Origin of the sequence: Thalassotalea atypica, from assembly GCF_030295975.1 — a bacterium.
Classification (GTDB): Bacteria; Pseudomonadota; Gammaproteobacteria; order Enterobacterales; family Alteromonadaceae; genus Thalassotalea_F; species Thalassotalea_F atypica.
Window position 1 is genome coordinate 1,168,819 of record NZ_AP027364.1, and the last position, 25,634, is coordinate 1,194,452.

General features: G+C 39.3%; 24 protein-coding genes and 1 other RNA gene. 12 read left to right on the plus strand and 13 right to left on the minus strand.

Annotation, left to right across the window (positions count from 1 at the left end; all coding sequences use genetic code 11):
* Positions 1–92: 92 nt before the first annotated feature.
* Positions 93–443, minus strand: a transfer-messenger RNA (tmRNA) gene (ssrA, locus tag QUE03_RS05445).
* A gap of 102 nt (positions 444–545) precedes the next feature.
* Entirely contained in the window at positions 546–1,037 is a 492-nt protein-coding gene (gene smpB / locus QUE03_RS05450; RefSeq protein WP_286265910.1) for an SsrA-binding protein SmpB, read from the minus strand.
* 142 nt (positions 1,038–1,179) lie between these two features.
* Here smpB and QUE03_RS05455 point away from each other — a divergent pair, with 142 nt between their 5' ends.
* The gene (locus QUE03_RS05455) at positions 1,180–1,620 is read left to right on the plus strand and encodes a type II toxin-antitoxin system RatA family toxin (RefSeq protein ID WP_286265912.1); all 441 of its coding nucleotides are present in this window, start codon (positions 1,180–1,182) and stop codon (positions 1,618–1,620) included.
* Positions 1,613–1,969, plus strand: coding sequence for an RnfH family protein (locus tag QUE03_RS05460; RefSeq protein ID WP_286265914.1), 357 nt, complete (start codon positions 1,613–1,615; stop codon positions 1,967–1,969). The genes QUE03_RS05455 and QUE03_RS05460 overlap by 8 nt, the downstream gene beginning before the upstream one ends.
* 152 nt (positions 1,970–2,121) lie before the next feature.
* On the opposite strand, the gene rdgC is transcribed toward QUE03_RS05460, so the two are convergent.
* Positions 2,122–3,051 (minus strand): recombination-associated protein RdgC, encoded by a 930-nt coding sequence (rdgC, locus tag QUE03_RS05465; RefSeq protein WP_286265916.1) that lies wholly within the window; start codon positions 3,049–3,051, stop codon positions 2,122–2,124.
* Positions 3,052–3,178: 127 nt separating this feature from the next.
* Complete coding sequence (locus tag QUE03_RS05470; RefSeq protein ID WP_286265918.1) at positions 3,179–4,930, minus strand: sensor histidine kinase; 1,752 nt, start codon at positions 4,928–4,930, stop codon at positions 3,179–3,181.
* Between the two features lie 311 nt (positions 4,931–5,241).
* Here QUE03_RS05470 and QUE03_RS05475 point away from each other — a divergent pair, with 311 nt between their 5' ends.
* The 4 genes from QUE03_RS05475 (at position 5,242) to QUE03_RS05490 (ending at position 9,495) form a co-directional block, all read left to right on the plus strand.
* Positions 5,242–6,168, plus strand: coding sequence for a porin (locus QUE03_RS05475; protein WP_286265920.1), 927 nt, complete (start codon positions 5,242–5,244; stop codon positions 6,166–6,168).
* 175 nt (positions 6,169–6,343) lie between these two features.
* Positions 6,344–7,039: a phosphate regulon transcriptional regulator PhoB gene (gene phoB, locus QUE03_RS05480; protein ID WP_286265921.1), complete on the plus strand. Its 696-nt coding sequence runs from the start codon at positions 6,344–6,346 to the stop codon at positions 7,037–7,039.
* A gap of 3 nt (positions 7,040–7,042) precedes the next feature.
* Positions 7,043–8,341: a phosphate regulon sensor histidine kinase PhoR gene (gene phoR, locus QUE03_RS05485; protein WP_286265923.1), complete on the plus strand. Its 1,299-nt coding sequence runs from the start codon at positions 7,043–7,045 to the stop codon at positions 8,339–8,341.
* Positions 8,342–8,529: 188 nt separating this feature from the next.
* On the plus strand, positions 8,530–9,495 hold the full coding sequence (locus tag QUE03_RS05490; RefSeq protein ID WP_286265926.1) for a PstS family phosphate ABC transporter substrate-binding protein: 966 nt from the start codon (positions 8,530–8,532) through the stop codon (positions 9,493–9,495).
* Positions 9,496–9,568: 73 nt separating this feature from the next.
* On the opposite strand, the gene QUE03_RS05495 is transcribed toward QUE03_RS05490, so the two are convergent.
* The 9 genes from QUE03_RS05495 to QUE03_RS05535 form a co-directional block, all read right to left on the minus strand.
* Positions 9,569–11,116 carry a Ppx/GppA phosphatase family protein gene (locus QUE03_RS05495; protein ID WP_286265928.1) on the minus strand — a complete coding sequence of 516 codons (1,548 nt, stop codon included), beginning with the start codon at positions 11,114–11,116 and terminating at the stop codon, positions 9,569–9,571.
* 8 nt (positions 11,117–11,124) lie between these two features.
* A complete protein-coding gene (gene ppk1, locus QUE03_RS05500) occupies positions 11,125–13,251 on the minus strand; it encodes a polyphosphate kinase 1 (protein ID WP_286265930.1) in 2,127 nt (708 codons plus the stop codon).
* Positions 13,252–13,327: 76 nt separating this feature from the next.
* A complete protein-coding gene (locus QUE03_RS05505; RefSeq protein WP_286265932.1) occupies positions 13,328–13,822 on the minus strand; it encodes a glycine cleavage system transcriptional repressor in 495 nt (164 codons plus the stop codon).
* A gap of 31 nt (positions 13,823–13,853) precedes the next feature.
* Positions 13,854–14,216, minus strand: coding sequence for a PilZ domain-containing protein (locus QUE03_RS05510; protein WP_286265935.1), 363 nt, complete (start codon positions 14,214–14,216; stop codon positions 13,854–13,856).
* A gap of 108 nt (positions 14,217–14,324) precedes the next feature.
* Positions 14,325–16,004 (minus strand): energy-dependent translational throttle protein EttA, encoded by a 1,680-nt coding sequence (gene ettA, locus QUE03_RS05515; RefSeq protein ID WP_286265936.1) that lies wholly within the window; start codon positions 16,002–16,004, stop codon positions 14,325–14,327.
* 111 nt (positions 16,005–16,115) lie between these two features.
* On the minus strand, positions 16,116–17,447 hold the full coding sequence (locus tag QUE03_RS05520) for an MFS transporter (protein WP_286265938.1): 1,332 nt from the start codon (positions 17,445–17,447) through the stop codon (positions 16,116–16,118).
* Between the two features lie 239 nt (positions 17,448–17,686).
* Positions 17,687–18,862: a hypothetical protein gene (locus QUE03_RS05525; RefSeq protein WP_286265940.1), complete on the minus strand. Its 1,176-nt coding sequence runs from the start codon at positions 18,860–18,862 to the stop codon at positions 17,687–17,689.
* A 290-nt stretch (positions 18,863–19,152) separates the two neighbouring features.
* Complete coding sequence (locus QUE03_RS05530; RefSeq protein WP_286265941.1) at positions 19,153–19,479, minus strand: hypothetical protein; 327 nt, start codon at positions 19,477–19,479, stop codon at positions 19,153–19,155.
* 108 nt (positions 19,480–19,587) lie between these two features.
* Positions 19,588–19,902: an EF-hand domain-containing protein gene (locus tag QUE03_RS05535; RefSeq protein ID WP_286265944.1), complete on the minus strand. Its 315-nt coding sequence runs from the start codon at positions 19,900–19,902 to the stop codon at positions 19,588–19,590.
* Between the two features lie 360 nt (positions 19,903–20,262).
* Between QUE03_RS05535 and QUE03_RS05540 the strand changes: the two genes are divergently transcribed.
* From QUE03_RS05540 to QUE03_RS05565, 6 genes are all read left to right on the plus strand, one after another.
* Positions 20,263–21,765: a sensor histidine kinase gene (locus QUE03_RS05540; protein WP_286265946.1), complete on the plus strand. Its 1,503-nt coding sequence runs from the start codon at positions 20,263–20,265 to the stop codon at positions 21,763–21,765.
* Positions 21,762–22,352, plus strand: coding sequence for a hypothetical protein (locus QUE03_RS05545; protein ID WP_286265948.1), 591 nt, complete (start codon positions 21,762–21,764; stop codon positions 22,350–22,352). Before QUE03_RS05540 ends, QUE03_RS05545 begins: the two co-directional genes overlap by 4 nt.
* Positions 22,345–23,718: a sigma 54-interacting transcriptional regulator gene (locus QUE03_RS05550; RefSeq protein ID WP_286265951.1), complete on the plus strand. Its 1,374-nt coding sequence runs from the start codon at positions 22,345–22,347 to the stop codon at positions 23,716–23,718. Before QUE03_RS05545 ends, QUE03_RS05550 begins: the two co-directional genes overlap by 8 nt.
* Positions 23,719–24,146: 428 nt before the next feature.
* A complete protein-coding gene (locus QUE03_RS05555) occupies positions 24,147–24,749 on the plus strand; it encodes a hypothetical protein (protein WP_286265953.1) in 603 nt (200 codons plus the stop codon).
* Positions 24,750–24,890: 141 nt separating this feature from the next.
* On the plus strand, positions 24,891–25,280 hold the full coding sequence (locus QUE03_RS05560) for a hypothetical protein (RefSeq protein ID WP_286265955.1): 390 nt from the start codon (positions 24,891–24,893) through the stop codon (positions 25,278–25,280).
* Between the two features lie 70 nt (positions 25,281–25,350).
* Complete coding sequence (locus QUE03_RS05565; RefSeq protein WP_286265958.1) at positions 25,351–25,632, plus strand: putative quinol monooxygenase; 282 nt, start codon at positions 25,351–25,353, stop codon at positions 25,630–25,632.
* Positions 25,633–25,634 lie beyond the last annotated feature (2 nt).

The following is a 25,634-nucleotide window of genomic DNA, read 5'->3' on the forward strand; positions in this document are numbered from 1 at the left end:
GGCGGGAGCTAAGCATCAGACATAAAAAAAGCCACAGTCCCTATTTCTAGGCGCTATGGCTTGATTTACCTGACTTTCGCCAGTATTCAATGTGGTGGAGCGGGGGGGAGTTGAACCCCCGTCCGAAAAACCTACATCTTCGGTACTACATGCTTAGTCGATTAATTATTTAACCAATTAGACGCCAATCGACAGGCTTCGTCATGGTGAGCTCAATACTATTTCGCGGTTCAGCCTTGAGCATGCTTCCCTCGCTAGCCTACTTGGGGTGACCATCGATTCTCAAGACAATAGGCGAGTCTTTGAGGCGATGGCTAGCATTAAGCTGCTAGTGCGAACGTTTCGTCGTTTGCAATTATGGTTTTGCGGCTTTTTACCAGGCCAACCGCCCCTGGGCATGCACCTTGGGTTTCGTGAATCTCGTCGAATCCTAAATCCGCCCCAAAGTTTTTTCTGTAAAGCTTTCACCCTACATAGCGCATTGTATCGCGCTTTAAGCATTTAAACAACGTGATAAAAATTGAACAGTAGTTGCTCGATTTTTATCAATCTTTGTTCAAATTCTTGTTTTTCATCAAGCGACCTTTATCTACTTGCCACTCTCTGTCTTTAATGTCTGCACGTTTATCGTGATCTTTTTTACCTTTACCAAGGAAAAATTCTAGTTTTACCCAGCATTGTTTCCAGTACATGGCTGTTGCGATAAGTGAAAATCCATCTCGGTCAACCGCGCCAGATAATCGGTCTAATTCTCTACGGTTAAGCAATAGCTTTCGATCACGTGTTGCATCGCAAACCACGTGGCTTGATGCTGAATTAAGCGGCATGATCTCAGCGCCTGTAAGGTATGCTTCTCCGTTTTTCATGAAGACATAACAGTCTGAGATATTCACTTTACCGTTGCGTATACTTTTAATTTCCCAACCTTGTAAACTCATACCGGCTTCAAATTTGTCGGTTAAGTTATAGTTGTGACGTGCTTTTTTATTTTGCGCGATAGTATTGCTATTTGAACTTTTAGATTTTTTCTTTGCCATTGTCTTTCCATCTTTAACGGCGCTCATTATACGTTGTATTACTTGGTTTTAAATCGTCTTGAGTAAATTTATTAAAAATAAATATCTAAGGTGAGCTTTGACAAGTGATTTGCTATGATAGCGAGCAAATTTAGGGGGATGAATGCCAACAGTAAATCGTAGTGCGCTGGTTATGCATAGCGCTGAGCAAATGTTTAATCTAATTAATGATGTATTAGCTTATCCGCAGTTTTTGCCTGATTGTAGTGATAGTAAAGTCATAGAGCAAAATGACACGTCAATGAAAGCAAGTTTATTGGTGTCTAAAGCTGGCATTAATAAATGGTTTACTACAGAAAATACTTTGATTAAGAATAAACAAGTGCGTTTGAATTTAGTAGACGGTCCTTTTTCTAAGTTAGTTGGTAGCTGGAATCTCATTGAGTTATCAGAAGATGCTTGTAAAGTTACGTTAAATCTAGATTATGAGTTTTCTAACAAAATGTTTGATTTAGCCTTTGGACGAGTATTCACGCATATTGCTAATAATATGGTACAGGCGTTTACGCAAAGAGCAAAAGAGGTGTATGGGAAAAATGGCTGAGCAAATTCATATTGAGCTAGTATATGGCTTACCTCACAAACAAGAGTTAATGTCACTAAGCGTTGATGATGGCTTTACAATAGAGCAGGCAATTAAAGTGTCAGGCATGCTTGAGCTTTTCCCTGAAATTGATTTAGAAAGCAATAAAGTGGGGATTTGGAATAGAGCTGCGAAGCTTAGTGATATTTTGCGAGATATGGACAGGATTGAAATATATCGTCCGTTGATTGCCGACCCCAAAGAAGTTAGAAAACGCAGAGCAGAAAAAGCAAAAGAAGAAGGTAGGGCCGATAAAGTTACTGGTGGCCGTATTAATCCATTGCGTGGGGCAACTAACGCTGAAGATTAGTCATATCGCTAAACATTATTGAAAGGCTATTGCGTTATTGAGGGCGTCTTAACTTTTTCTACATAAATAATTATTAAAAAGCCCAATGCATAACATTGGGCTTTTTAATTGAGCCAAACAATTACTCGGCTCAACGATAGATAGAAACTGAACTATTTGTCGTCTTCATCTAAATAGTCAGTGGTTTTTAATGAGAACTCAGCTAGCAAATCGACAATTAATCGGTTGATTTCACCCGCCATTAAGGCAAAATCGGCGTCTAATCTTGCGATAATGTCATCTTTATCAATGTCGTCATTTTGCTCTTGAAGTACATCAAAGAATTTTAGTCGTTTCAATGCTAAGTCATCACAAACAATAAATGACATGGCATCATCCCACTCTAGAGCGACCTTTACCGCAAACTTTTCAGCATCAATGTGAGTTTTGATTTCATCACTGGTTAAATCTTGGTTTTTCACACGAATTACTGCGCCATCATCGCCTACGGCGTTAAATTCTGCTTCCATACCTAACGCGAACTGTTCGCCTAAATTGCTTTCTGTGATCCAGTCAGTCATGACTTCATCAGGTGCTTGTTCTGGGTTAAAACTTGTGACCGGTAATGTACCTAATACTTTACGCAGTAAGGCAAGAAAATCTTCTGCTTTGGCGCGACTGCTTGAGTTAACAACAATGATGTTGTGGTCAGGACTGATATAACCGTGGGTGTCGTTGAAGCGAGAAAACGCACGTGGCAATAATTCAAATGTGACGTCTTCTTTAAACTGCTCTTTCTCTTTCTTCGTAGCGCTGCGGCCTTGTTCTTCTTCTAGCTGTGCACATTTAGCATCGACCATATCTTTGATCACTGGCGCAGGCAGCATTTTTTCTTCTTTACGTGCACATAATAAAAAGTTGTTTGAAGCGCAATGAACTAGACTATTACCATGTTTACCTAACGCATTAACCCAACCAAAATGAGACTGTTCAGTAGATTTACAAGGTGTAAAAGGATGTTCTGCTAAATGTTGCTCTAGCTCTTCTTCTGTCCACTTAAAAGGGCGAGTAAACGCAAAGAAGTATAGGTTTTTAAACCACATGAATGAGTCCTATTTATTATGGCGGAAAATTATCAGCGGCAATGATAGCCGATCTTAAGGGTGCGATCATCATAAAGCTCGGCATATTTTTTAAAGGCTTAACTTGTATATTTAAGTGCAATGTAATTTAACGCATATTGGAGAATTCAATATCATAAGCCAGCCCTTGGTTAGGCTCACAACTTGCTGATATAGTTCCATTTAGGGTGTCTGTGACTAAATTATATATGATATGGGTGCCTAGACCTGACCCCCCCATAGCGTCTTTAGTGGTGTAAAATGGTTCGAAGATATGTGCTAACGCTGACTGTTCGATCCCCTGTCCATTGTCTTGATAATGTAGGTGAAGGTTGTCGTTCAGGTAATTTACATCAATGCGAATTTCTCCACGATTCATGCCTTCAAAACCATGAATAATGGAGTTAATGACTAAATTGGTAATGATTTGGGAGATTGCACCTGCGTGAACTTGCATTTCGATGTTGTCAGGGCAGTGCACCCTGACACAATGATTAGTTTTCTTTAACTTAGGGTGTAATGACTGAACAATCTCGTCAAGATATTGGCCGATATTGATCAGGCGAATTTTATCACTGGTTTGATCGACGGCAACTTGTTTGAAGCTTGAGATTAAATCAGACGCTCTGGTTAGATTATTACTCAACAACTCAGCACTTTGGTTGGCGTTATTGATAAACTCTTCAAATGTTCGCTTGGTGAGTTTCTGCTCAGTAAAGTCAGTTTCTAAGTGCTTAATCAAGTCCACCAAAAAGCTCGTTGATGTAATGCTTACGCCGATAGGGGTATTAATTTCGTGAGAAACTTCAGCCGATAGACTACCTAGTACAGCCATTTTTTCTGCATTTAATAAGCGTTTTTGCGCTTTATTGAGTTCAAGAATAGATTTTTTTAAATCGTTATTAGTATGGGTTAGGGTCAGCTCTGTTTTACTGCGACGATCATTTTCGGCTTTCAATTGGCTTTGTTGTTGTAATAATTCACGTTGCTGCATTTCCATTTTCAACATTGTGGTACTTAATGACGAGGTTTTCTTCGCAACTTCCTGTTCAAGTATTAAATTCTGCTCATCAAGGCGAGCATTGGCGTTAACCAAATCTTGCTGAGTATTGGCGAGCTTTTCCTTGAACAAAACGAGCTCGTCAATGAGGTTGTTGTAGGCATCCTCTAGTATGTTTAGTTCATTTTTTTCATAGCTGATAGAGTGTAATTTAGAGGCTTCAGGATCATCTAAGTCTAGCTGGTTAAGCTGTTCCGTCAGCTCACTCAAAGGCCGAGTTAATAGTTTTTGAAACGCGAATGAAAACAGCAACACCAACGCAGCGGTTTTAACCATCGCATTACCAATCAAGAAATATAGACCTACTTCGATGCGATTAAAAACCACATCGTTACTCGATAATAAGGTTACGGTGCCAACCTTAGTCGTTCGGCCTGAGAACTGAAAAATCAAGGGGAAAGTGTGGCCAAATAATTCGCCAGTGACAGATCTCGTGTTTTTAAAACTGATGGCGCTACTGTCTGCGGTTTTTCGTCGGGCACTATATGACTCGTCCTGACCAACATCACCCAATTCAATGATCGTTTGATCATTCTCATCGGTCACGAGTATGCCTTTGATCATGGGAATGTTGTGAAGGCCGGCCGCTATATCTTGCGCTTGCTGCGTATTTAGTTCCCATACAGCACGGGTCAGACTACCACTGAACGTTTTCTCTAGGGTTAATAAGTCTCTATTGATTTGTCCTTTGGTGGCGTTGTATTCCGCAATAATCTGCACACCTGTCACGATAAATGTTAAGACAAAATAGAAGGAAAGAACCTTTGACAGCAATTTTCGTGAAATACTCGTGACCTTCATAAGCCCAATTTATTTGGTTACAGTTAATTTCATTCTAGCTGTTTTTAATGTTTAGAAAAGTTTTATTTAAATGAAACAAGGTATTGCTTGTTGCGTTAACGCCGTTTGTTTAAAATTCATCTACAATATATTCAGTCATTTAGCCTTATTGTAAATGATGAGTGTAACAATAGAGTCACTAAAGTGTCATGTATAAGACATTAAACGTTAATCAAAAATTAAAAAAAGTTTCACACTGTAATAAAAGTGTCATAGTTGTTGTGCAAAATGCACCGCAATTGAGAAAACTGATGAATCACTAAGGTAATAATATGAATTTCACTAAGCAGGCCATTGCAATGGCAGTATTATCAGTCACGTCATTTAGCACGTTTGCAGCCAGTATTGATATTTATGGTAAAGCGAACTTGTCCGTACAATCTTCAGATGAAGGTGAAGGCTCATTTACTGAAATTAGAAGTAATGCATCTCGACTGGGCTTCAAAGGCGAACATGATTTAGGCGATGGCCTTGAAGTAGTTTACAAGGCTGAGTTTCAAATTGATTTAGATGGTGACAGTGAAAACGGAGACAATATTCGTGATCGTAACCAATATGTTGGTTTGAAAGGCAGTTTCGGCGGTGTATTCCTGGGTAAAAATGATTCCGCATTAAAACAAATGCAGGGGCGAGTGGATTTATTTAACGACTACAATGCTGATATTAAGTATCTATGGCGAGGGGAGAACCGAGTTGCAAATTCTTTGACGTATAAATCGCCATGGTTTGCAGATTTTCAATTGGCGTTAACTTACATTGCCGAAGACAGTGTTGATGATGAAGATGCGTACTCAGTGGGGGTTCGTTACGGTGATAAAGATCTCAAAAAATCTAACTTCTATGCTGCTGTCGCGATGGATTCAGAAGTAAGAGGATATGATGTGGTTCGTGCAATCGCTTCAACTAAAGTTGCAGGCATTAAATTAGGTGCCATTATTCACACTCAAGAAAATATCGATACCGGTAAAGAGTTGGATGGGGTTATGGTGTCGGCAGGTTATACCGTTAACAAAGTGACTTATAAAGGCCAAATTCAAACGGCTAATACCGACGGTGGTGATGACCAAATGGGGATCAGCATTGGTGCAGACTATAAATTAGCTAAAAGCACCAAGTTATTTACCTTTTTCTCTACGTTCGATATGGACTCGCAAGCAGATGAAGATTATTTAGCGATAGGTTTAGAACATAAATTCTAAATTTGAGCCAATAAATCAATAATTGAAAGCCGCATTTATGCGGCTTTTTCTTGCTTAATTATAAATATTCGCACAACATTCAAATAATTGATGTTTTGTCATAAAACTGTCATCAAATTTTTGCATTATATTCTTAATCACAGGGTGTCACTTAACAAGTTCTAGGTAATTTTAGATGAACAGACAAATACTAGTTGTAGAAGATGAAGCGCCGATCAGGGAAATGATTGTTTTCGTCTTAGAGCAAAACGGTTTTAATGCCATTGAAGCACAAGATATCGATCAAGCTATTTCAAAAGTGGTTGAGCCATACCCAGATCTAATTTTACTCGACTGGATGCTACCAGGCGGCACAGGTGTTAAATTGGCTAAACAACTAAAGCAAAGTGAACACACGCGTAATATCCCTATCATTATGCTTACAGCCCGCTCAGATGAAGAAGATAAAGTGAAAGGATTTGACGCGGGTGTGGATGACTACGTTACAAAACCATTTTCTCCTAAAGAGTTGATTGCCCGCATCAAGGCAGTTATTCGCCGAGTATCGCCGACCGCGCTAGAGGAGACGATAGAGTTTCACGGCTTAAAACTTGATCCTACTGCCCATCGAGTGAGCATTAACAATGAACACTTGGAGCTAGGACCTACAGAATTTAAATTGTTGCATTTTTTTATGACACACACCGAGCGTGTTTATAGCCGGGAGCAGCTACTTGACAACGTGTGGGGGACTAACGTCTATGTTGAAGATCGAACTGTTGATGTTCATATCCGTCGTTTGCGAAAAGCTATTTCAGGCAACGGACATGAAGATTTTGTGCAAACTGTTAGGGGAGCGGGCTACCGCTTCTCAGGGAAAGTATTAAGTTAATTTATGCCGTTGGAACTTTCAATTCGACAACTGGTAATTAGGCTAGTTATATTTTTTGCTATTAGTGCAATAGTTGGTCTTTGGATCGGACAGTTGTATTTTGTCTTGCTGGCTTCAGCGGTTTCCTTATTAGCTTATCAATATTATTTTAGGGTCAAGTTAATACAGTGGATCTGGAATTCAAAAGCCATTTCACCACCGCATGCAGAAGGAACTTGGGGACGAATTTTTGATGGTTTAGATAAAAACATCAAAAATTACCGTACCAAACAAAAGTCGCTGACCAAACGTATTGGTTACTATCGTGACGGTGCAGAAGCACTGCCTGATGCTGCCATCGTTTTAGGGCACGATTTAACTATTCAATGGAGCAACAAAAAAGCAGGACGATTGCTCGGCATTCAGTGGCCAGGTGATAGTGGACAGCGTATTGATAATTTGCTGCGCGCTCCTGAATTTTCAGACTATGTCATTGCTGCAAATTACAGCGAACCTTGTGTGCTAGTCTCGCCAGTTAATGCGGATATGCAACTTGAAATAAGGTTTATGGATTACGGTAAAGACCAAGTTTTATTGTTGGCTCGTGATATTAGTCGAATTCATCGCCTTGAAGAAATGCGCCGAGACTTTGTTGCAAATGTTTCTCATGAACTTAAAACTCCACTGACAGTTGTGCGTGGTTACGTTGAAATGGTTCAAAGTACAGAACACGCTCTTGATCCTCATTGGCAGCAGGCATTTAATGTCATTGAGTCGCAAGTGTCTCGTATGGACAGGTTAGTTGAGCAGTTATTGATCCTATCGCGTATTGAAGCGGCGACGGAAGATGATATGTTACCCATTAACATGCCTGAGATGATCGCTAATTTAATTACAGACGCGAACTGGCTCAATCAAGATAAAAATCACAACATCACTGTCACTTGTCTACAAACATTAGGGATAGTTGGCATTGACTCTGAAATAAAAAGTGCCTGTTCTAATTTAATCTCCAATGCTATTGCTTATACACCTGCCAACGGTGAAATTAGCATCACGTGGCAAAAAAAAGGGAATAAAGCGATATTTTCCGTCAAAGATAATGGACCGGGAATTCGCCCAGAAGACATCAATCGCTTAACAGAGCGTTTCTATCGAGTTGATAAATCACGCTCTCGAAATACTGGAGGCTCAGGGCTTGGCTTAGCAATTGTTAAACATGTTCTGCAACACCATGGCGCCGAGTTGATTATTAATAGTAAATGGCAGCAAGGCAGTGAATTTTCAATCATATTTGAAGAAAGCAAAGTCATTAGTTCGTAGAGAGTTTTTCATCGAAATACCTGCTATATAGGTATCCTATTTCAGTTAAATTTCATTTGTTTTTCATTAATGACAAAAATATTTCGGTTGTCATATAAGTGTCACATTCAAGAAATATAATTGTCACAATTGCTTTATATAGTAGTCACAACTTTTAGGTACAACGCTCATCGAAATCGGAGAAGATTATGAGTTTTAAACGTGCATTAGGCGTATTAGGTTTAGCAAGTGTAGTCAGCTTTTCGACATTGGCTGTAGATAAAGCACTGCCTGTTTATGAAAAGACAAGTGGTATTTCAGGTAACCTTTCATCAGTTGGCTCTGACACATTAGCTAATATGATGACATTTTGGGCCGAAGAGTTTAAACGGACTTACCCTAACGTAAATGTGCAAATTCAGGCTGCGGGTTCATCGACTGCGCCACCAGCGTTGACGGAATCGACATCAAATTTAGGCCCAATGAGCCGAAAGATGAAGTCACGAGAAATCGAAGCTTTTGAAAAACGATATGGCTATAAGCCAACGGCAGTTAGAGTAGCCATTGATGCGTTAGCGGTTTTTGTTCATAAAGACAATCCAATTAAAGGATTACGCATTGATCAGGTCGATGCGATATTTTCAAGTAACCGTAAATGTCGCGCTGAGAAAGATGCTGACCGTTGGGGTGATTTGGGCTTAACTGGTGAATGGGTTGGTAAAGACATTCAGTTGTACGGTCGTAACTCTGTATCAGGCACTTACGGTTACTTTAAAAAGAAAGCCTTATGTAAAGGTGATTTTAAAAATACCGTAAACGAACAACCAGGCTCGGCGTCAGTTGTACAATCAGTATCGGCTTCTTTGAACGGTATTGGTTACTCAGGTATTGGCTATCAAACATCGGGTGTTAGAGCATTGCCACTGGCTAAAAAAGGTGACAATTTCGTTGAAGCAAATATGAAAAATGCGGTAGCTGGTAAATACCCACTATCACGTTACCTATATGTTTACGTTAACAAACACCCTAATAAACCATTAGCACCTATGGAAGCAGAATTCTTAAAAATGGTGTTGTCGCAATCTGGTCAGTATATTGTTGAGAAAGATGGCTATATTCCATTGCCAGCAAAAGTTGCTAACAAAGAGCTTAAGAAGCTAGGCATTACTTTATAACCACTGAACTTACATGGAAAAAGCCAGTCATTAGTCTGGCTTTTTTGCTATTGAAAATAGCATAAACAATGTTCTAATACGTTGCTATGTTTAGTTCGATGCCAATATTTTTAAGTTGTAAAACTTCAGTTTCTAAATCATCTCGAATGGTACTTCGATCATCTAGACCAAGCTGCTCAAATGATAATGTGATGGAATTTTTATCTGCGTGTACTGTAAATACTGGCGCTGTTGTAAGTTGCCTTTGCTGATTTAATAAAACAGATAACCTCAATATAGCGACACACTTTTCTATTTCACTCGTTTTTAATACATACCAGTGTGCCGAATCTGCTGATTGTAATTTTTTCCGTTGGTTGCCTACCAGATAGGCTAGAGCGTTTTGTTGTTCAAGATTAAAGCCGGGCAGGTCGGCATTGGTTAAGATGTAATTGCCATGTTTGTGATAGCCTGAAGGATTAATATCAAAACCAATTTCATGCAACAGGGCTGCCCATCTGAGTAGACTCAAATGAGATTTGTTGGTTAATTCCCAGTCCCTTCTAACTTGTTCAAATATCGATATCGCTTGTTTTGACACAACTTGTGCATGTTCTTCGTCGATATTGAAACGTTTGGAAAGGCTATCAACCGTACGCTGTCTGATGTCTTTGTAAGCCAGCTTATCGAGCAACTCATAAAGCACACCTTCTCGTAATGCATAATCGCAATAAACAAAGGACTCTATCTTGAGCATTTCGGCAATGCCAAGGTAAATAGCTAGCCCTGGTGCAAGAATAGGGCGTCTACTTTCTTTTAGTCCAGGTAATGAAATTTTATCTACGTGGCCAAACTCAATTAACTTGTCTTTGAGTTTATGCAATGATTTTAATTTAACGCCTTTAGGGAGGCTTTGTTCATGATTTACTATGTTAAACAGCGCCTTCATCGTGCCAGAAGTGCCTAATACTTGTTGCCAGCCCACCTTATTGAATCGTTTTACATGAGATTCCATTTCTAATTTTGCTTGCAATATTGCCCACTCAAAGCGCTTTTTTGTAATTTTTCCGTCAGCAAAATGTTCACGATAAAAGCTGACGCAGCCAATGTTTAAGCTCGTTAAGTATTTTGTTTGAAAATTTTCACCAAGGACGCATTCGGTTGAGCCACCACCTATATCAATAATCAAGCGTTGTTGGTCTGGCGCAGTATAATGGGCTACCCCTTGATAAATTAAACGTGCCTCTTCGTGTCCAGAAATAACTTCAATATCAAAAGGAAAAACCTCCGCAGCGGCTTTTAGCAATTCATGGGTATTTTGAGCTTGGCGTAATGTAAATGTAGCGACAACGCGAAAGTTCTCGGTATCGAGCTTTTCGGTTAACGGCGCTAAATCTTTTAGGGCTTGTAGTGCACGCTGGATAGCTTGTTGATCCAGCAAATTATTTTCATCGAGTCCGCTGGCAAGTTTTACTTGATACTTTTCAGCGTGCAATATTTGAAGGCTTTCCTCAACAACACGAGCAAAAACAAAATGAAAGCTGTTTGAACCTATATCTAACGCCCCTAAATAATGCTCAGCCAACGAATTGATGTTCTCGTCAGTAGATTTTAGAATGTTTAAAGGCTCAGTGTTACTCATTTAAATACTTAATCATCGTCTATGGTGAATTGCTGCCGGTCGAAGTGCTCTTGTGCTTTTAAATAATCATAGATGGCAAGCTGGGAATGTACTGCATTTTTCGCGTTTTTCTTAATATATTCGTTATCTTGTGTTTTATTAATGATACGTGCCTTTTGGTTGTCACTAAGTTGCAGCTCCAGTGTTTTAATGATTCGCTCTTTAAGTGCCTCATCGTAGATAGGGCAACTCACTTCAACACGCTGGTCAATATTACGCTCCATCCAGTCTGCGGAGCTGATAAAAAGTGATTGTTCACCTTGATTGTGAAATAACATCACACGAGGGTGCTCTAAGAATTGGTCAACAATAGAAATTGCGGTGATGTTGTCACTGACGCCTTTAATACCCGGTTTTAATGCACACATTCCTCGAACAATGATATTGATGATGACTCCTGCACTAGAAGCATTGTAGAGTTTATTGATCAAACCTTTATCCACTAGGTTATTCACCTTTAGCGTGATACGCGCCTCATTATTTTTTGTTGCCGCTTGAATTTCATTATCAATAAGTTGATAAAGACGCCTGCGTGATGTTAGTGGTGAAACAAGCAAGTGATTAAAGCGGAATCGCTTGTAACTGTGTTCAATAAATGAGAAGACATTATCTACTTCTAGTGCGATTTCTTTGTGTTTAGTAAATAGAGAAAAATCGGTGTAAATTCTAGCGTTTTTCTCATGGAAGTTTCCTGTGCCAATGTGGGCATAGCGTACTAATTTTCCGTCTTCCTCACGAGTGACTAAGCATAGTTTTGAATGAATTTTTAATGATTCAATGCCAAACTCAACATCAATACCGGCATCTTTCATGCGTGTTGCCCAGCCAATATTAGCTTCTTCATCAAATCGTGCTCTTAACTCAACAACGACCGTTACTTTTTTCCCATTTTTAACGGCCTCAATCAGTGAATGAACAATCTCTGATTTTTTGGCGACACGGTAAATATTTATTTTTATCTGGGTCACGCTGGGGTCGTAGGATGCTTGCCGTAAAAACTCGGTGAAGTGTCTAAATTTGTAATACGGGTAATACACCAATACATCGTTGTGCGATATCGCCTCAAAGACATTATTAAATTTGGTGAGTCTATGGGCGTCGAGTGCTTCTAACTTTGGATTCTCTAATGTGGCTACGCCTAAGTTTGGAAAGTGAATAAAATCTTTAAAGTTGCGGTATCTTACACCGGGAACCAAATTATATTCCTCTTTGATTTTTAATGCCTTTTTTAAAGATTTGAGCATACGTTCAGGCATGTTGCCGTCATAGCCTAGGCGTACAGGGTCTGCTTTTAAACGTTGCTTCAAGCCTTTTGACATCTTATCCAATAAACTTTGGTCAAGTTCGTCGTTAAGGTTGTATTCTGCATCGCGAGTTAACTTGATGGAATAGGCATCAATCTCTTGATACTCAAAAATACCTTTGAATATGTCATCTAGAAAATAGAGGATAATATCGTCTAACATTACAATACGTTTTACTTTTTCACCTGCCTCAATCGGTAAAATAATAAAACGTTCCACTTCTGCTCGCGGAATTTCAACTAATGCATACTGAACTTGCTCATATTGTTTTAAGCCAACTAATAAATATACACCGTCATCATCTAAACAGTTGGCAAGGTGTGTATTAGAGGAAATGATTATCGGAGTAATATGGCGAATAATTTGATGATCAAAGAAGGTTTTGATCCACGTTTTTTGCCCTGCAGTGAGTTGCTTCTTAAACGTAGTTGATTTTTCATCATTAAACAGTAACTCAATATTATGCTTTGCTAACTCTCTGAACAAATTATTAGCGATAGGTTGAAAGGTATTGGTTAGTGTTTGTACTTTATCAATGATTTCACTAAGTAGCTCTTCTAAGCGAAGTAGCTTGGTGGTTTTTGTGTCACAGGTGGCTTTATCCAATATGGCTTTTCGGCGTAATTTGGCTACCCTGACACGAAAAAACTCATCAAGATTTGCAGAGTAAATACCTAAGAACCGTACTCGTTCTATTAACGGTACTTTGGGATCTGCGGCCTCTTGTAACACACGTTCATTAAAGGACAGCCAGCTTAACTCTTTGTCGTAATATAGGCGAGAATCGTTCATATGATCAAATCACAAAACTATCAGGGTAAGGGAGTCATGTGACAGTTTCATGATGACTGTCACATGAGGTTAAATTCTATTGAGAAATATCCACCATCAAGTCGTCCGCAATATTTTCAAGAGCAGCGATCAGGCTCTCGATCTTAGCATCATCAACGGCTATTTGCGCTTTAGCTTTGAACATCAATTGACCTGAATGTGCCGCATTTTCCTGTGCGCTGACTAACTTCAGTAAATTACCGCCTTGGTGATGAATGACGGATGAAATGTCTTGGATGATGCCAGAACGATCGTTTGCAGTAAGCTCTAACACAATGTCGGCCTTTTGGCTGGCGCTTGTTACAGCTTTTTCAATATGGACGGTATAGCCTTCAATACTTTGTAGCTCGCTGCTGAGGTTTTCAGTATTTGATGCTTCAATTGCAACTTCAAATATGCCAGCAAAAAATCCTGATAAGTGGTGCATACTGCTGGTTTGCCAGTTGCCATTGTTCTGCTTAACGATGTTTGAAAAAGTATCGACGACCCCTGGGCGGTCTGGGCCAATAAAGGTGATGACTAGATGATTCATAATACGTCCTTTTTTACTAACAATGAGATTATTATTCTGAGCGGGTAAGTTGAGAAAGTTCTTTATTGAGTTGGTTATCGTCGCCTAAGTTCAGTTCCACTAAACGTCGCAGATGAGTCACACTTTCAATATCTATAGCATTACACTGAAGACCAATTTCATCTTCTGTTTCGTGAACGACTGCAATATGCATTTCTACGTTAGCACTGTCATCATTAAGGGAAAACAGCAGCATACCCAGCTTACCTTTTAATGATGCATTGCTATCAGGCTTAGTTGTTAGCGCCCCATTTAATGAAATATCATGTAAGGATACTGGGTACTCTTGGTCTTCAACGCAAAGCGTGGCTTTTATTGAAAACAGTATTCGAGTAAATTGACGTCTATTTTCCATGTACGTTTACACATTAACCAACATATGCCTTTAGCATAGCTTGTGTTGATAAAAAAGGCACCCTAAGGTGCCTATAATTTACGAATTAATTGTATATTAATTAATGCATTAATTGATTCGTTTATATTTTATGCGGTGTGGTTCATTAGCGTGTGGGCCTAATGTTTTCTTCAGCCATTCATCATAATCGGTAAAGTTACCCTCGAAGAAATTAACTTGTCCTTCATCACGATAATCAATGATGTGAGTAGCGATACGATCTAAGAACCAGCGGTCATGTGATATAACCATGGCACAACCTGGGAATTCTAAAATAGCTTCTTCAAGTGCGCGCAAAGTTTCAACATCTAAATCATTAGTGGGCTCATCAAGTAGCAACAGATTGCCACCAGTTTTAACTAACTTGGCTAAATGTACTCGGTTGCGTTCACCACCCGATAAATTTTTGATGATTTTTTGTTGGTCGTTACCCTTAAAATTGAAACGAGAGCAATAAGCGCGACTTGGAGTTTGGTAGGTGCCGATTTCAATAATATCATGACCTTCTGATATTTCTTGATAAACCGTATTGTCCTCACCCATATCATCACGAAATTGATCAACACTGGCTAGTTTAACTGTGTCACCTAAATCGACTGAGCCACTGTCAGGTTGCTCTGCTCCTGACAGCATTTTGAATAACGTTGATTTACCAGCGCCGTTTGCGCCAATAATACCAACAATTGCCCCTTTCGGGATGCTAAAACTTAAATCATCTATTAATACGCGGTTGCCGTAAGATTTAGTTAAATTGTTTACTTCCAAAATCTTGTCGCCTAAACGAGGTCCCGGTGGAATGTAAAGCTCATTAGTTTCATTACGTTTTTGATTTTCGTTGCTTGATAACTCTTCAAATCGCGCCATACGTGCTTTAGATTTTGCTTGGCGACCTTTAGGGTTTGAACGGACCCAGTCAAGCTCATGTTTAATGGTTTTTGCTAAAGCGTTTTCTGTACGTTTCTCTTGTTCAAGTCGAGCATTTTTTTGCTCAAGCCAATTGGTGTAGTTGCCTTCATAAGGAATACCGTGGCCGCGATCAAGCTCTAAGATCCAACCTGCAACATTATCAAGGAAGTAACGGTCATGGGTAATAGCCACAACGGTACCAGAATAATCGTGTAAGAACCTTTCTAACCAAGCAACCGATTCAGCATCTAAATGGTTAGTTGGTTCGTCCAGTAGCAGCATATCTGGTTTTTGTAATAATAAATGACATAACGCGACACGACGGCGCTCACCACCACTTAAGACTGCTATTTTTTGATCCCACTCAGGCAAACGCAATGCATCGGCAGCACGTTCTAAAACGTTATCAATATTGTGGCCATCTTGGCTATTGATGATATCTTCCAATTCACCTTGCTCTTTTGCTAGTGCATCAAAATCAGCGCCTTCTTCCGCATATTCGTTATAGACTTGGTCTAAACGGGCCATCGCATTTTTTACCGTCGATACAGCCTCTTCAACGACTTCACGAACCGTTTTTTCTTCATCAAGTTGTGGCTCTTGTGGTAGATAACCAATGTTTGTGCCAGCAAGTGCTGTCGCTTCACCTTCAAACTCTTTATCAATGCCAGCCATAATACGAAGCAAGGTCGATTTACCAGAGCCATTTAAACCCAAAACACCGATTTTTGCGCCAGGGAAGAATGAAAGGGAGATGTCTTTTAAAATAGTGCGTTTAGGTGCAACAACTTTAGAAACGCGGTTCATCGACATGATGAATTTATCAGGTAACGGCTGAGCCATTTGAGAGCCTTTTTATTTTTTGGAGATTTGGAATAATCGTCATTTTAAGTCAAAGGTTGATAGGGCGCAAATGTGCTGCGTGATTTTCATTAGCTTTCAAGATCAACCGAGCTATTTAGCTGTAGGGCATGCTTTGTTGGCTGCTTTGTACTCGGCGTGCATAAAGGCCCATACTGACGCAACACCAGCCGCTGAAATTAGTATCAGCATATTCATAAAACTAGACCAACCTCCGGCGCTGTCTGCAAGCCGTCCACCGACAAAGGCAAATGTAGCACTGGCGGCAAAACCGAAAGCGTCAATGATACAAACCAGCGTTGCACTGTGAGGCCCACCGTACTCTATAGAAAATATTGACATGGGTAAGTAATAAGCAGGGGCAATTGAAAAGGCAAATATGAAGATGGCGCCAAGTGCGACGATGTAGTTCCACTGACTATTTAAATTCAATAATGGTAAATACTGTAAAGTAAGCACACTGATAAGGCTCGACAGCAAAGCAAGAGTTAATACGGCTCGGATCCCTTTTTTGGAGAAACGATCATAAAAAGCCATTGAAGCTAAAAGCCCCGCTAATGAACCAACGGGGAAAATAGTAGAAGCCATTGCAGCTTGTGACGGCGTCAGTTGGTAGCTTTCCATCAGGTAAACTGCAACAAAGTCTAAAAACGCCATCATACAGGTCAAAACCATCAACAAAATTACGACTAGCCAAACCCTTGGACTTTTAGCAAAAATAAGTAATCCATCTAACGTATTGGTTCCTCGTAGCGGGTGATTATATTTGTTATCAAGGGCTTGTTTTGATTCGAGCGCTAGTTCTGCATCACCAGAATCTTCTGAGTGGTCTTTGAAAAAATTTGGATTGTCCGGTTTATCTTTTAAATAGAAATAGCAACCAACACAAATGATTAACGCAAAAACTGCTGAGACAATTGCAACGGATCGCCAATGCATAACACTTAATAACCAACCAAAGAACAAAGTTGCTAACACAACGCTTAAGCGAGAGCTGGTGGAGAGTATGCTCCAAGCTCGCCCATAATGCTGCGGGTGATACCACTCGCCAACCAATTTAGTCATGCCCGGCCAACCGGAAGACTTAGTGCAATAAAGCAAAAATGCAAAGCCCGTAAAAGCCATCACATTAGGAGACAATCCAAAGGCGATAACGAACAGTGCCGTTAGGACAATACCGGCTAACATGGTAAAGCGACCACCAAATCTATCAGCAAGCGGGCCCCAAATAATTTTGCCAAACAATGCGCCCAAGGTGCCGTAGGCAGCAAAATCACCTAAATTTGTTTTTGTTAAGCCTAGCGATTCATCCGCAAGCAATGCTGGGCTCAAAATAGTGACCATTTGACGGCAAATCATCATGGCAGCATAACCAAGATACATTGACATCAATATCGTTAATTGTTGTGGGGGACGATTCGGCATTATTTCTCACAAAATGTTGGTTAGAAATCAAAACATATGATTGATGTTTTATTAGACAGTAAGCTTTTCAGTGAGTTAGGTCAACAGAGGTGATAATCAGCGCTAGTTGTATGACATTGACTAGTGTTGCTATATGTGGAAATTGAGTGAAATGAAAAGTTAGTAGGTAATTAAAAGGTGAGTTTACATAAAATAGCAGAGCTTAGCTTAATACTAAGCTCTGTAGAGTTTTATCAGTACTAACCAAATGCAGAAAGCTTATTGGTGGTTTTGTTGTAAATGTAGTGCTTAAAGTTTTTACCATCTACCATCACTTGGACGACAAATAGTTCATTATTATCACTTTTGCTCACAATGGAAATTTGTTTCTTAGGAAACACCGCCAATAAATTATTGAAGACTTGCGATTCAACAGTATCTTGATTTAGTACTGCGTAGCTTGGGTAGTCTCCTGAAAGTAGTAACGCGTATACGTCGTGACCGTCTTTCGAAACTTCAGCGCCAAGTACGTTAATTTCATCATCACTGACTAAGTTCTCATAGCTCCCATCAGATAAACGTAACTGAAACAGGCCAGTATTTTGCTGGTTGAAGTTGTCTAAAGCTAGCATATGGGTGCCTGCACTGTTAATCGCTAACGGTTGAATGTTTTTGCCAACGTTAGAGCTTGCAACTTGTTGCCATTTACCATCATCGCTCATGATGTAAAGCTCATTATTCACATTTTCACCATAGGCAATTTTTAATTGCGCTTTGTTATCAGATAAGAAAGTCGCATAAGATACGGGCGCGCCACCAATACGTTTAGTACTGATTTCACCATTATAAATATCAAGCTTGTAAACCGCCGCTAAGCGATTGCCAATACCTTTCCAATGTGTATCAGAAGGATGGGTACCTTCTTTCCATAACGTTGAACTGATTAGAATACTACGCTCATCATCACTCATTAAATTAATGATCTCTGCGCTGCCTTCGAGGCGTTTCTTTTTCTTAAATTTAGAGCCTGCACCACGAGCTTTACGCTCATGCAAAGCGCGGTAACCATATATCATGTTGGCTTTGGTACCATCGATATTTTGTGCGAAAAGCTCGCCGTAATAAATGGATTCAGGGCGCCATGCTTCTTTTTTATGTACTTGAATAATGACCCGTTCGTTATTCGCCCAATAGAATTGGCCTACTTCACTTAGCCTTGGTAATTTAGAGCCGCCGACATACTCCATGTTTGCAGTATTAAGAAAAGCAAGTGTTCGTTTTCCTTCTACATCCATAGCGACTGCTATAGTTTTGCCGTCAGGCGATATCTTAACCTCATGATATTGTTTATGTTGTGACTGATTGTTTGCATTTTCCGCGCTAACGGAAACTGAAACAAACAACAAGCTTATTAAAAAGCAGATACTCTTAAACATTGTTTATACCCTATGCCTATTTAATACTCGAACGCCACTTTTACTGCACGCCGAATTCAAATGGTTTTTATTTTAGTTTTAATTTATAGATAGCAAGTAATGCCTAGAGATAACTCTATATCAGACATCCGTTATCTAATATTCGTTGATTGATAGCGGGCGAGTTTATCAAAATGCTTGTAGTTAAGGCACTCAAAGGGCTGACAAAAGTGCAACAAAATAAGACAAAGGTGAGCATGGAGTGTGATTTCATCAGATACAAAAGTGATGCACCTGATGAAACTGAAACGTTAACTTACAACTTTTAAGAATGCAGGCAGGGATGCTTTTTGAAGTTTGACCGTTTCTGAGCGCATCGTGCCATTTTTGTAGCGGTCAAAGTGGACATTGGCCAAGTCTAAATTACGGCAAAAACTAATAATATTATTGAAATCTTTTCGATCAAAATGGTCATCGTCTTTGGTTAGGAGTCCGTCAATATACGCACTGTCTCCATTAATGTTTATATTGGCAATTGCGGAATAAGGCTGTCCATAGCTTTCAACTTTCAAAGCACGCACGGCTTTGATTTCGTAAATCCAGTCTCCGACTTGGATATGTTTTGTCATGTGTTGCATGATGCTAAACCTTAAAAAGGCCGGTCGCTTGGTTGGAGACAACCGGCAAAATAGAGTGCTAGTTAGCGAGCATGTTAACTAGAGGGAGGTCACTCAAGTTAAAAATGCTTACTTTGTTTTTATTTTTGCGCTGAATGCGCTTAGTTCTTCGTTGCTAATGCTGTTGTCGGTATTTTTATCAATGGCTTTGAAATTTCTCATCAAGAGATCGTTTTTACTGGCAGAAATTTCTGACTTGCTTAATAATCCATCTTTATCCGTGTCTATGGTTGAGAATAGCGCCGTTAGATTGTTAGTGGCGTGAGCTGGTGTTTTAATGCTGACGTTGCTCAACCTAACTTCCTGATCTGCATTTACTACAAATGTAGCTAACGTAGCAGCCATTACTATCGCACTGATTTCTATTAAACGTGTTTTGTTCATAATAATTCCTTGTTTTTCAAATTAAATCACTTGCGTTAGGTCATATACCCGAAGCAAGTTTACATCGTCGAACACGGTATTGCAGAACACGTGCCAAAAGTTAACTTGTTGAAAATTAAGAGAATATTACTTTAAATCCCAGTGCTTGTGTCGCCATTTGGCAACAGGTAAAATTAAATGTTCATGGTGATGTTTATTGATTTATCGATAGCGTTGACTTAAAGCCAACAAAATCAACGAGTAACGAAATCAATCGACTAAAACACTAAACGTCGTTGATCAGCGACAGTCTTGTTTCTGTAGTGAAAATCCCCTACAAAGGCTTTGTTTTGGGCACAACCTAATCCAATAGGAAAAACAGTGACGACCATTTTGCAGCCATATGTGTTGTATAGACATATATTACATTTTATCTCAGCGATATCGATTAAACGCTTAACATTAATCGGTTTTGGCTTAGTCGTATTGCCGTTGGCGATCGCCTTACTTTACAGCGTGAGTCAAGTGAATGAGCTAGCTAAGCAGGGTGCAACGGCGGTGTTTACCGTGGCGGATCTCAATCAAACCAATCGCGAACTTAGTTTGACCATGAGTAAAATGGAACGCTTGGCCGGCCAGTTCGTGATTCTAAATGAGTCAGATTTACTTGAACAATATCAAAAGCATGCATTGCATTTGTCAAACGAAATAATGACTGCGTTGGTTAACCAAAATGATACTCAACTGACGGACGTTGTTGCTCGCTTTCACCAGCAAATTGAGAGTATTAATGCATTACTCTTAACAACTACTGCAAATGAATTAGCGTTAGTCAATGTGCAAGAGCAGTTCACAGTGCTTGCCAGCATCAACCAAGAAATAATGCAACGCAGTAATACTCTAATTGATTTAAAAGCGGATGAAATTAAGAATTCAGCCAGCCAAGTCAGTGAAACCATGCTGCAAAGTTTGATCATTATTCCTATTTCACTTTTGATTTCCGGTTTTTTCATTGTTCTTATAACGAGTCCGATGAAAGCGTTATTAGCTAAAATAAACGACTTAGAGCAGGGTAGTTTTGAGCAACCGATCCACGTGACTGGCGCTACCGAGGTTAGAGAGATTGCAGAAGCGCTGGAGTTAATGCGAAACAGGCTGCATGTATTGGAGTTACAAAAGTCGAGCTTTATTAGACACATTTCTCATGAACTAAAAACACCTTTGGCAGCGATTAGGGAAGGAACCGAGCTTATATATGACAACAGTGTTGGTGAGCTTAATGACGATCAGCAAGAAATTGTCAAAATCATCAAGCTTAGTGTTTCGCGCTTGCAATGTTTAATTGAAGATTTGCTCGACTTCAATATCGTGTTGGACTCAACCAGCCTACAAGACACTGAACATGTGCAGCTTAAGCCACAAATAGAGATGGCGATAGATGACAGAAAGCTTGATATTCAACGTAAAGAAATTGAAATAGACCTGCAAATAGAGCCAGCAAAGCTGCAGTGTAATACCAAGCAGCTTAATGTCATTTTAGATAATTTATTGTCTAATGCGATCAAGTTTTCACCTCAGGGGGGGCATATAAGAATCGCCAGTCAATCTATGCAAGACAAGGTTTGTATTGAAGTGAGCGACCAAGGACCGGGGATGAATGAGCTTGTACTAGCAAGAATTTTTGACGCTTTTTACCAAGGGCCAGCGCCGGTAAATTCAAGCATTAAAGGCAGTGGCCTAGGGTTGACCATCGTAAAAGAACTATTACTTAGGTTAAAGGGTGAAATAAACGTTCAAAATTTATCTTCTTTAAATAAAGCAGATACAGAGCCGAACGGAACGATGATCACCATTTTATTACCGAAAGTGGAGAAGGAAAGATGACCCATTTACACCTTATATTTGGAAAAAGGGTGCCGAGTAAATTTATCAGTGGTCTTTTAACTACCTGCTTTGCGATCACGCTGTTACAACTAAGTGGCTGCCAATTATTACTCCAGCCACAACAAATGACCACACATAACACCTCTTATTACGGAGGCTATTACATGTGGATTAAAAGCTTAGCTGAAGAAGAGCTCAAAGCAGAAGTGCGTTTACAACAAGAGAACAGTAAATTAGGAAGTGAATTAGCAGAAACCCACTTGCTTTTGTTATATAGCCTACCTAACTCTCCGATACATAACCCCTACACGGCAAAATCAAAGCTTAATCAAAAGCAAGTTCAAATTGATCAAGCAGAGTTAAACACCACTGACTTAGCATTTATCGTAATGTTGAAAGACCAGCTCAATCAGCAGTTATTAATTTTGAATAAATTAATTTTGAATGAAAAAGCGAGTACTGAAACGCAAAAAAAACTCGAATTACAACAGCATTCAATTGAGCTGCTTGAAGCTAAATCACACAAGCTACAGCAACAAATACAGCAGTTAAAAAATATAGAAAAGAACATAAATAATCATGGCTAATGAAATCAAAACAACCGCCACTTTACGTGGCAATATACTCATTGTTGATGACGATCCTAGTCTATTAAGGCTGTTGGGGATCCGGTTAACAGCGGCTGGTTACCAAGTTAAATCAGCTTCAAGTGGTAAAGAAGCGTTGGGCTTGTTAAAGAGTTTTCACCCATTGCTTGTAATCAGTGATTTACGTATGGAAGGTATGGATGGTATGGCGTTATTTGATAAAATTCGCCAACAGCATCCCAATATTCCGGTCATAATTATGACTGCACATGGCACCATTCCTGATGCGATTAACGCAACCAAGCAAGGTGTTTTCAGTTTCTTAACCAAGCCGTTTGAATCACAAGATTTACTTGATACTGTCGAGCAGGCAATCAGGCTGCAGCCGCAATCCGTCAATGATCCGTCTAATGACCAACATGCATGGCGTAAAGAGATCATTAGCCGTAGCACTGTGATGGAGGCTCTATTACAGCAAACCTATCAAGTAGCGCAAAGCGATTTTAGTTTACTGATCCGCAGTGAAAGTGGCACTGGTAAAGAGCTATTGGCCAAAGCAATTCATTTAGCAAGTAGCCGTCATAGTAAACCGTTCACTGCGATAAACTGTGCGGCTATTCCCGAGCAATTGCTGGAATCAGAATTGTTTGGTCACGTAAAAGGGGCGTTTAGCGGAGCTGAAAAAAATCACATAGGCTTATTTGAAGCCTCTGATGGCGGTACTTTATTTCTTGATGAAATTGGCGATATGCCAATGAACTTTCAGGTTAAATTACTCAGAGCGTTACAAGAGAAAGAAATTAGACCTGTTGGTAGCACGAAGTCTCTTAAAGTTGATGTTCGAGTGATTGCTGCAACACATCAAAATATTCGAAAAGCAATTTTAGAGCAACGATTTAGAGAAGACTTATATTATCGTTTAAACGTGGTCGAGTTGGCATTGCCACCGCTTTCAGATCGCAGAGAAGACATTCCACTGCTGGCGCGACACTTTCTTAAAAAAAGTGGCGATAAATCAGCTAATACAATTAATGGCTTTTCTCAAGCCGCGATGGAGTTGCTGATTAGTGCGCCATGGCCTGGCAATATTCGTCAATTACAAAACGTGGTTGAGCAAAGTGTTGCGTTAGCGACTGAGCCTTTAATCAATGAATCATTGATCAGAAATGCGCTACGAGGGGAGTCATCCCAACAACCTTCTTTTCAAGAAGCCAGGGATCAATTTGAACGGGATTATCTGGCCAATATTTTGAAAACTACGTCAGGTAATGTATCGCAAGCCGCCAAAATTGCCCAGCGCAATCGTACTGAGTTTTACAAATTATTGAATAAGCACCATTTAAATGCCGAGGCATTCAGAGAATAGCGCGGTCAGCTCATTAATACATCGAAGGATGAATTAGTGAGTGCCCCCTAATAAACATCATCGAACACACCGCATAGCAATGACTTCAGCGCGAGAAATGAACACCAAACTCCAAAGAAACCAACACTAATACTACCTGAAATTCTCACTAAGCTACTAATATCATAATGAATAATTGGTAGTTATATAAAATTATTGGATATGAGTTTCTTTCTTACACCGGTATTGCGGTGAACTCTCAGTAATATCCATAAATGTACAACTGAAAACAACGAAAACCAACTTAACTGATTGAATAGTTAGCTTTTTCTGGTAGTTTAAAAGGAAGTGAATAGACGGATATTACTAAGACGTCTACATAATAAGCTGTTATATGCCTACGATTAATCACACTCTTACATTTTTATAAAAGGTTCAATTTAACTAAAATGATTCGCTACGTTTTAATAGTAATATCGATTGTCTTAGGGCTTTATATTTTTCAATTTGGGCAATATGGATTATCTTCGGAACAAGATGTTTGGGGCGCTTTTGGTGACTATATTGGCGGTATTTTAAACCCTATTATCGCATCGTTAGCATTGATCTATTTAATTAAAACTTATGCAACTCAAAAAGAAGAATTGACTGAAACTAAAAAAGCTTTAACGAGCTCCGCGGAGTCTCATCAAGAGCAAACAGAACAACAAACTCTGGCTAATATATTACAAAAAAAAGCTAATGAATTAGAAGAAAGAAATCAAAGAATTAATTTATTACAAGCCGAGATAAGTTGCATTGATGCTACATTACAAGCTGCATTGAATGGACAAAACTCTCTACTGAATCAGCTTAATGAAAATTCTAAGAAAATAGAGGGTATTAACGAAGGAGATTCTCCAAATTTGACTCCTGAATCTAAGCGTCATCTCATAGAAAGATCTCAAAAGTTGAGAAATTACTTAGGTGAATCGGATAAAGTTACAATAAAACTGCAAGATGACTTGAAATTAGTTAGAGAAAAGATAAAAGAAATGATTAATTTGAATTAGCAGTAAATTAACACACGGAGCGTGTTCATTTTATTGGGGCAAGAGCATGCAAAACGCTTGGCTAGTGCTCCTTCATCGCGAATTTTAGCCAACCATTATCAGCCCCTTTAAATGGACGTTAGTATTCAAAGAGCGCGAATCATGAAACTCTTATACACCTTATTTTTTCTTACTACCTTTTTTTATCAATCCTCATATTCAAGTGGTTTGAAAAGTAAAGTTAAGGCTGATGCCAGAATCATTAAAGAGATTAATTTAACTGCTTATAGTTCAGGGAAAATTGAAATACCCACAAAAACTGATCTATGGGTTGGTTTCAACTTTGAATTCCCAAAAGATATGGTTGATAGTCATAAAGGTGAATACATATTCGAAATCAAAGATGAAAATGGTTACGCTGGTGTATCAACAGGACCTACAGATAATAGCGCCAGTACTGTTTTCAAAGAGAAAAAAGGTAAATTAACTATTTCTTTTAAAAACAACACAAATTTGGAATACAAAGTTGTATTGTGGGTTCGTCGTATTTAAAGCTTAACGAGTTGCTTAACGAGTTGCTTAATGGGCTATATCATTTGTTATACTTTTTAGGAGTTTAGTGTTGGCTAAGGTTATATTAGAAGGATTCATAGTTATACCAGACTCAGCGCTTGACGTTGTTAAAAGTGAATTAATTAACCATAAAAGACTTACCTTAGAAGAAGTTGGTTGTTTAGTTTTTGAAGTTACACCAGATGCAGTTAACCCTCAAAGGTTTAGCGTTTACGAAGAATTTGTAAACCAAGCTGCTTTTGATAATCACCAAGCCAGAGTTAAATCATCCAAATGGGGTGAAGTAACTAAAAACGTAGAACGGCATTATCAAATTAGCTGCAGTGCATAAAC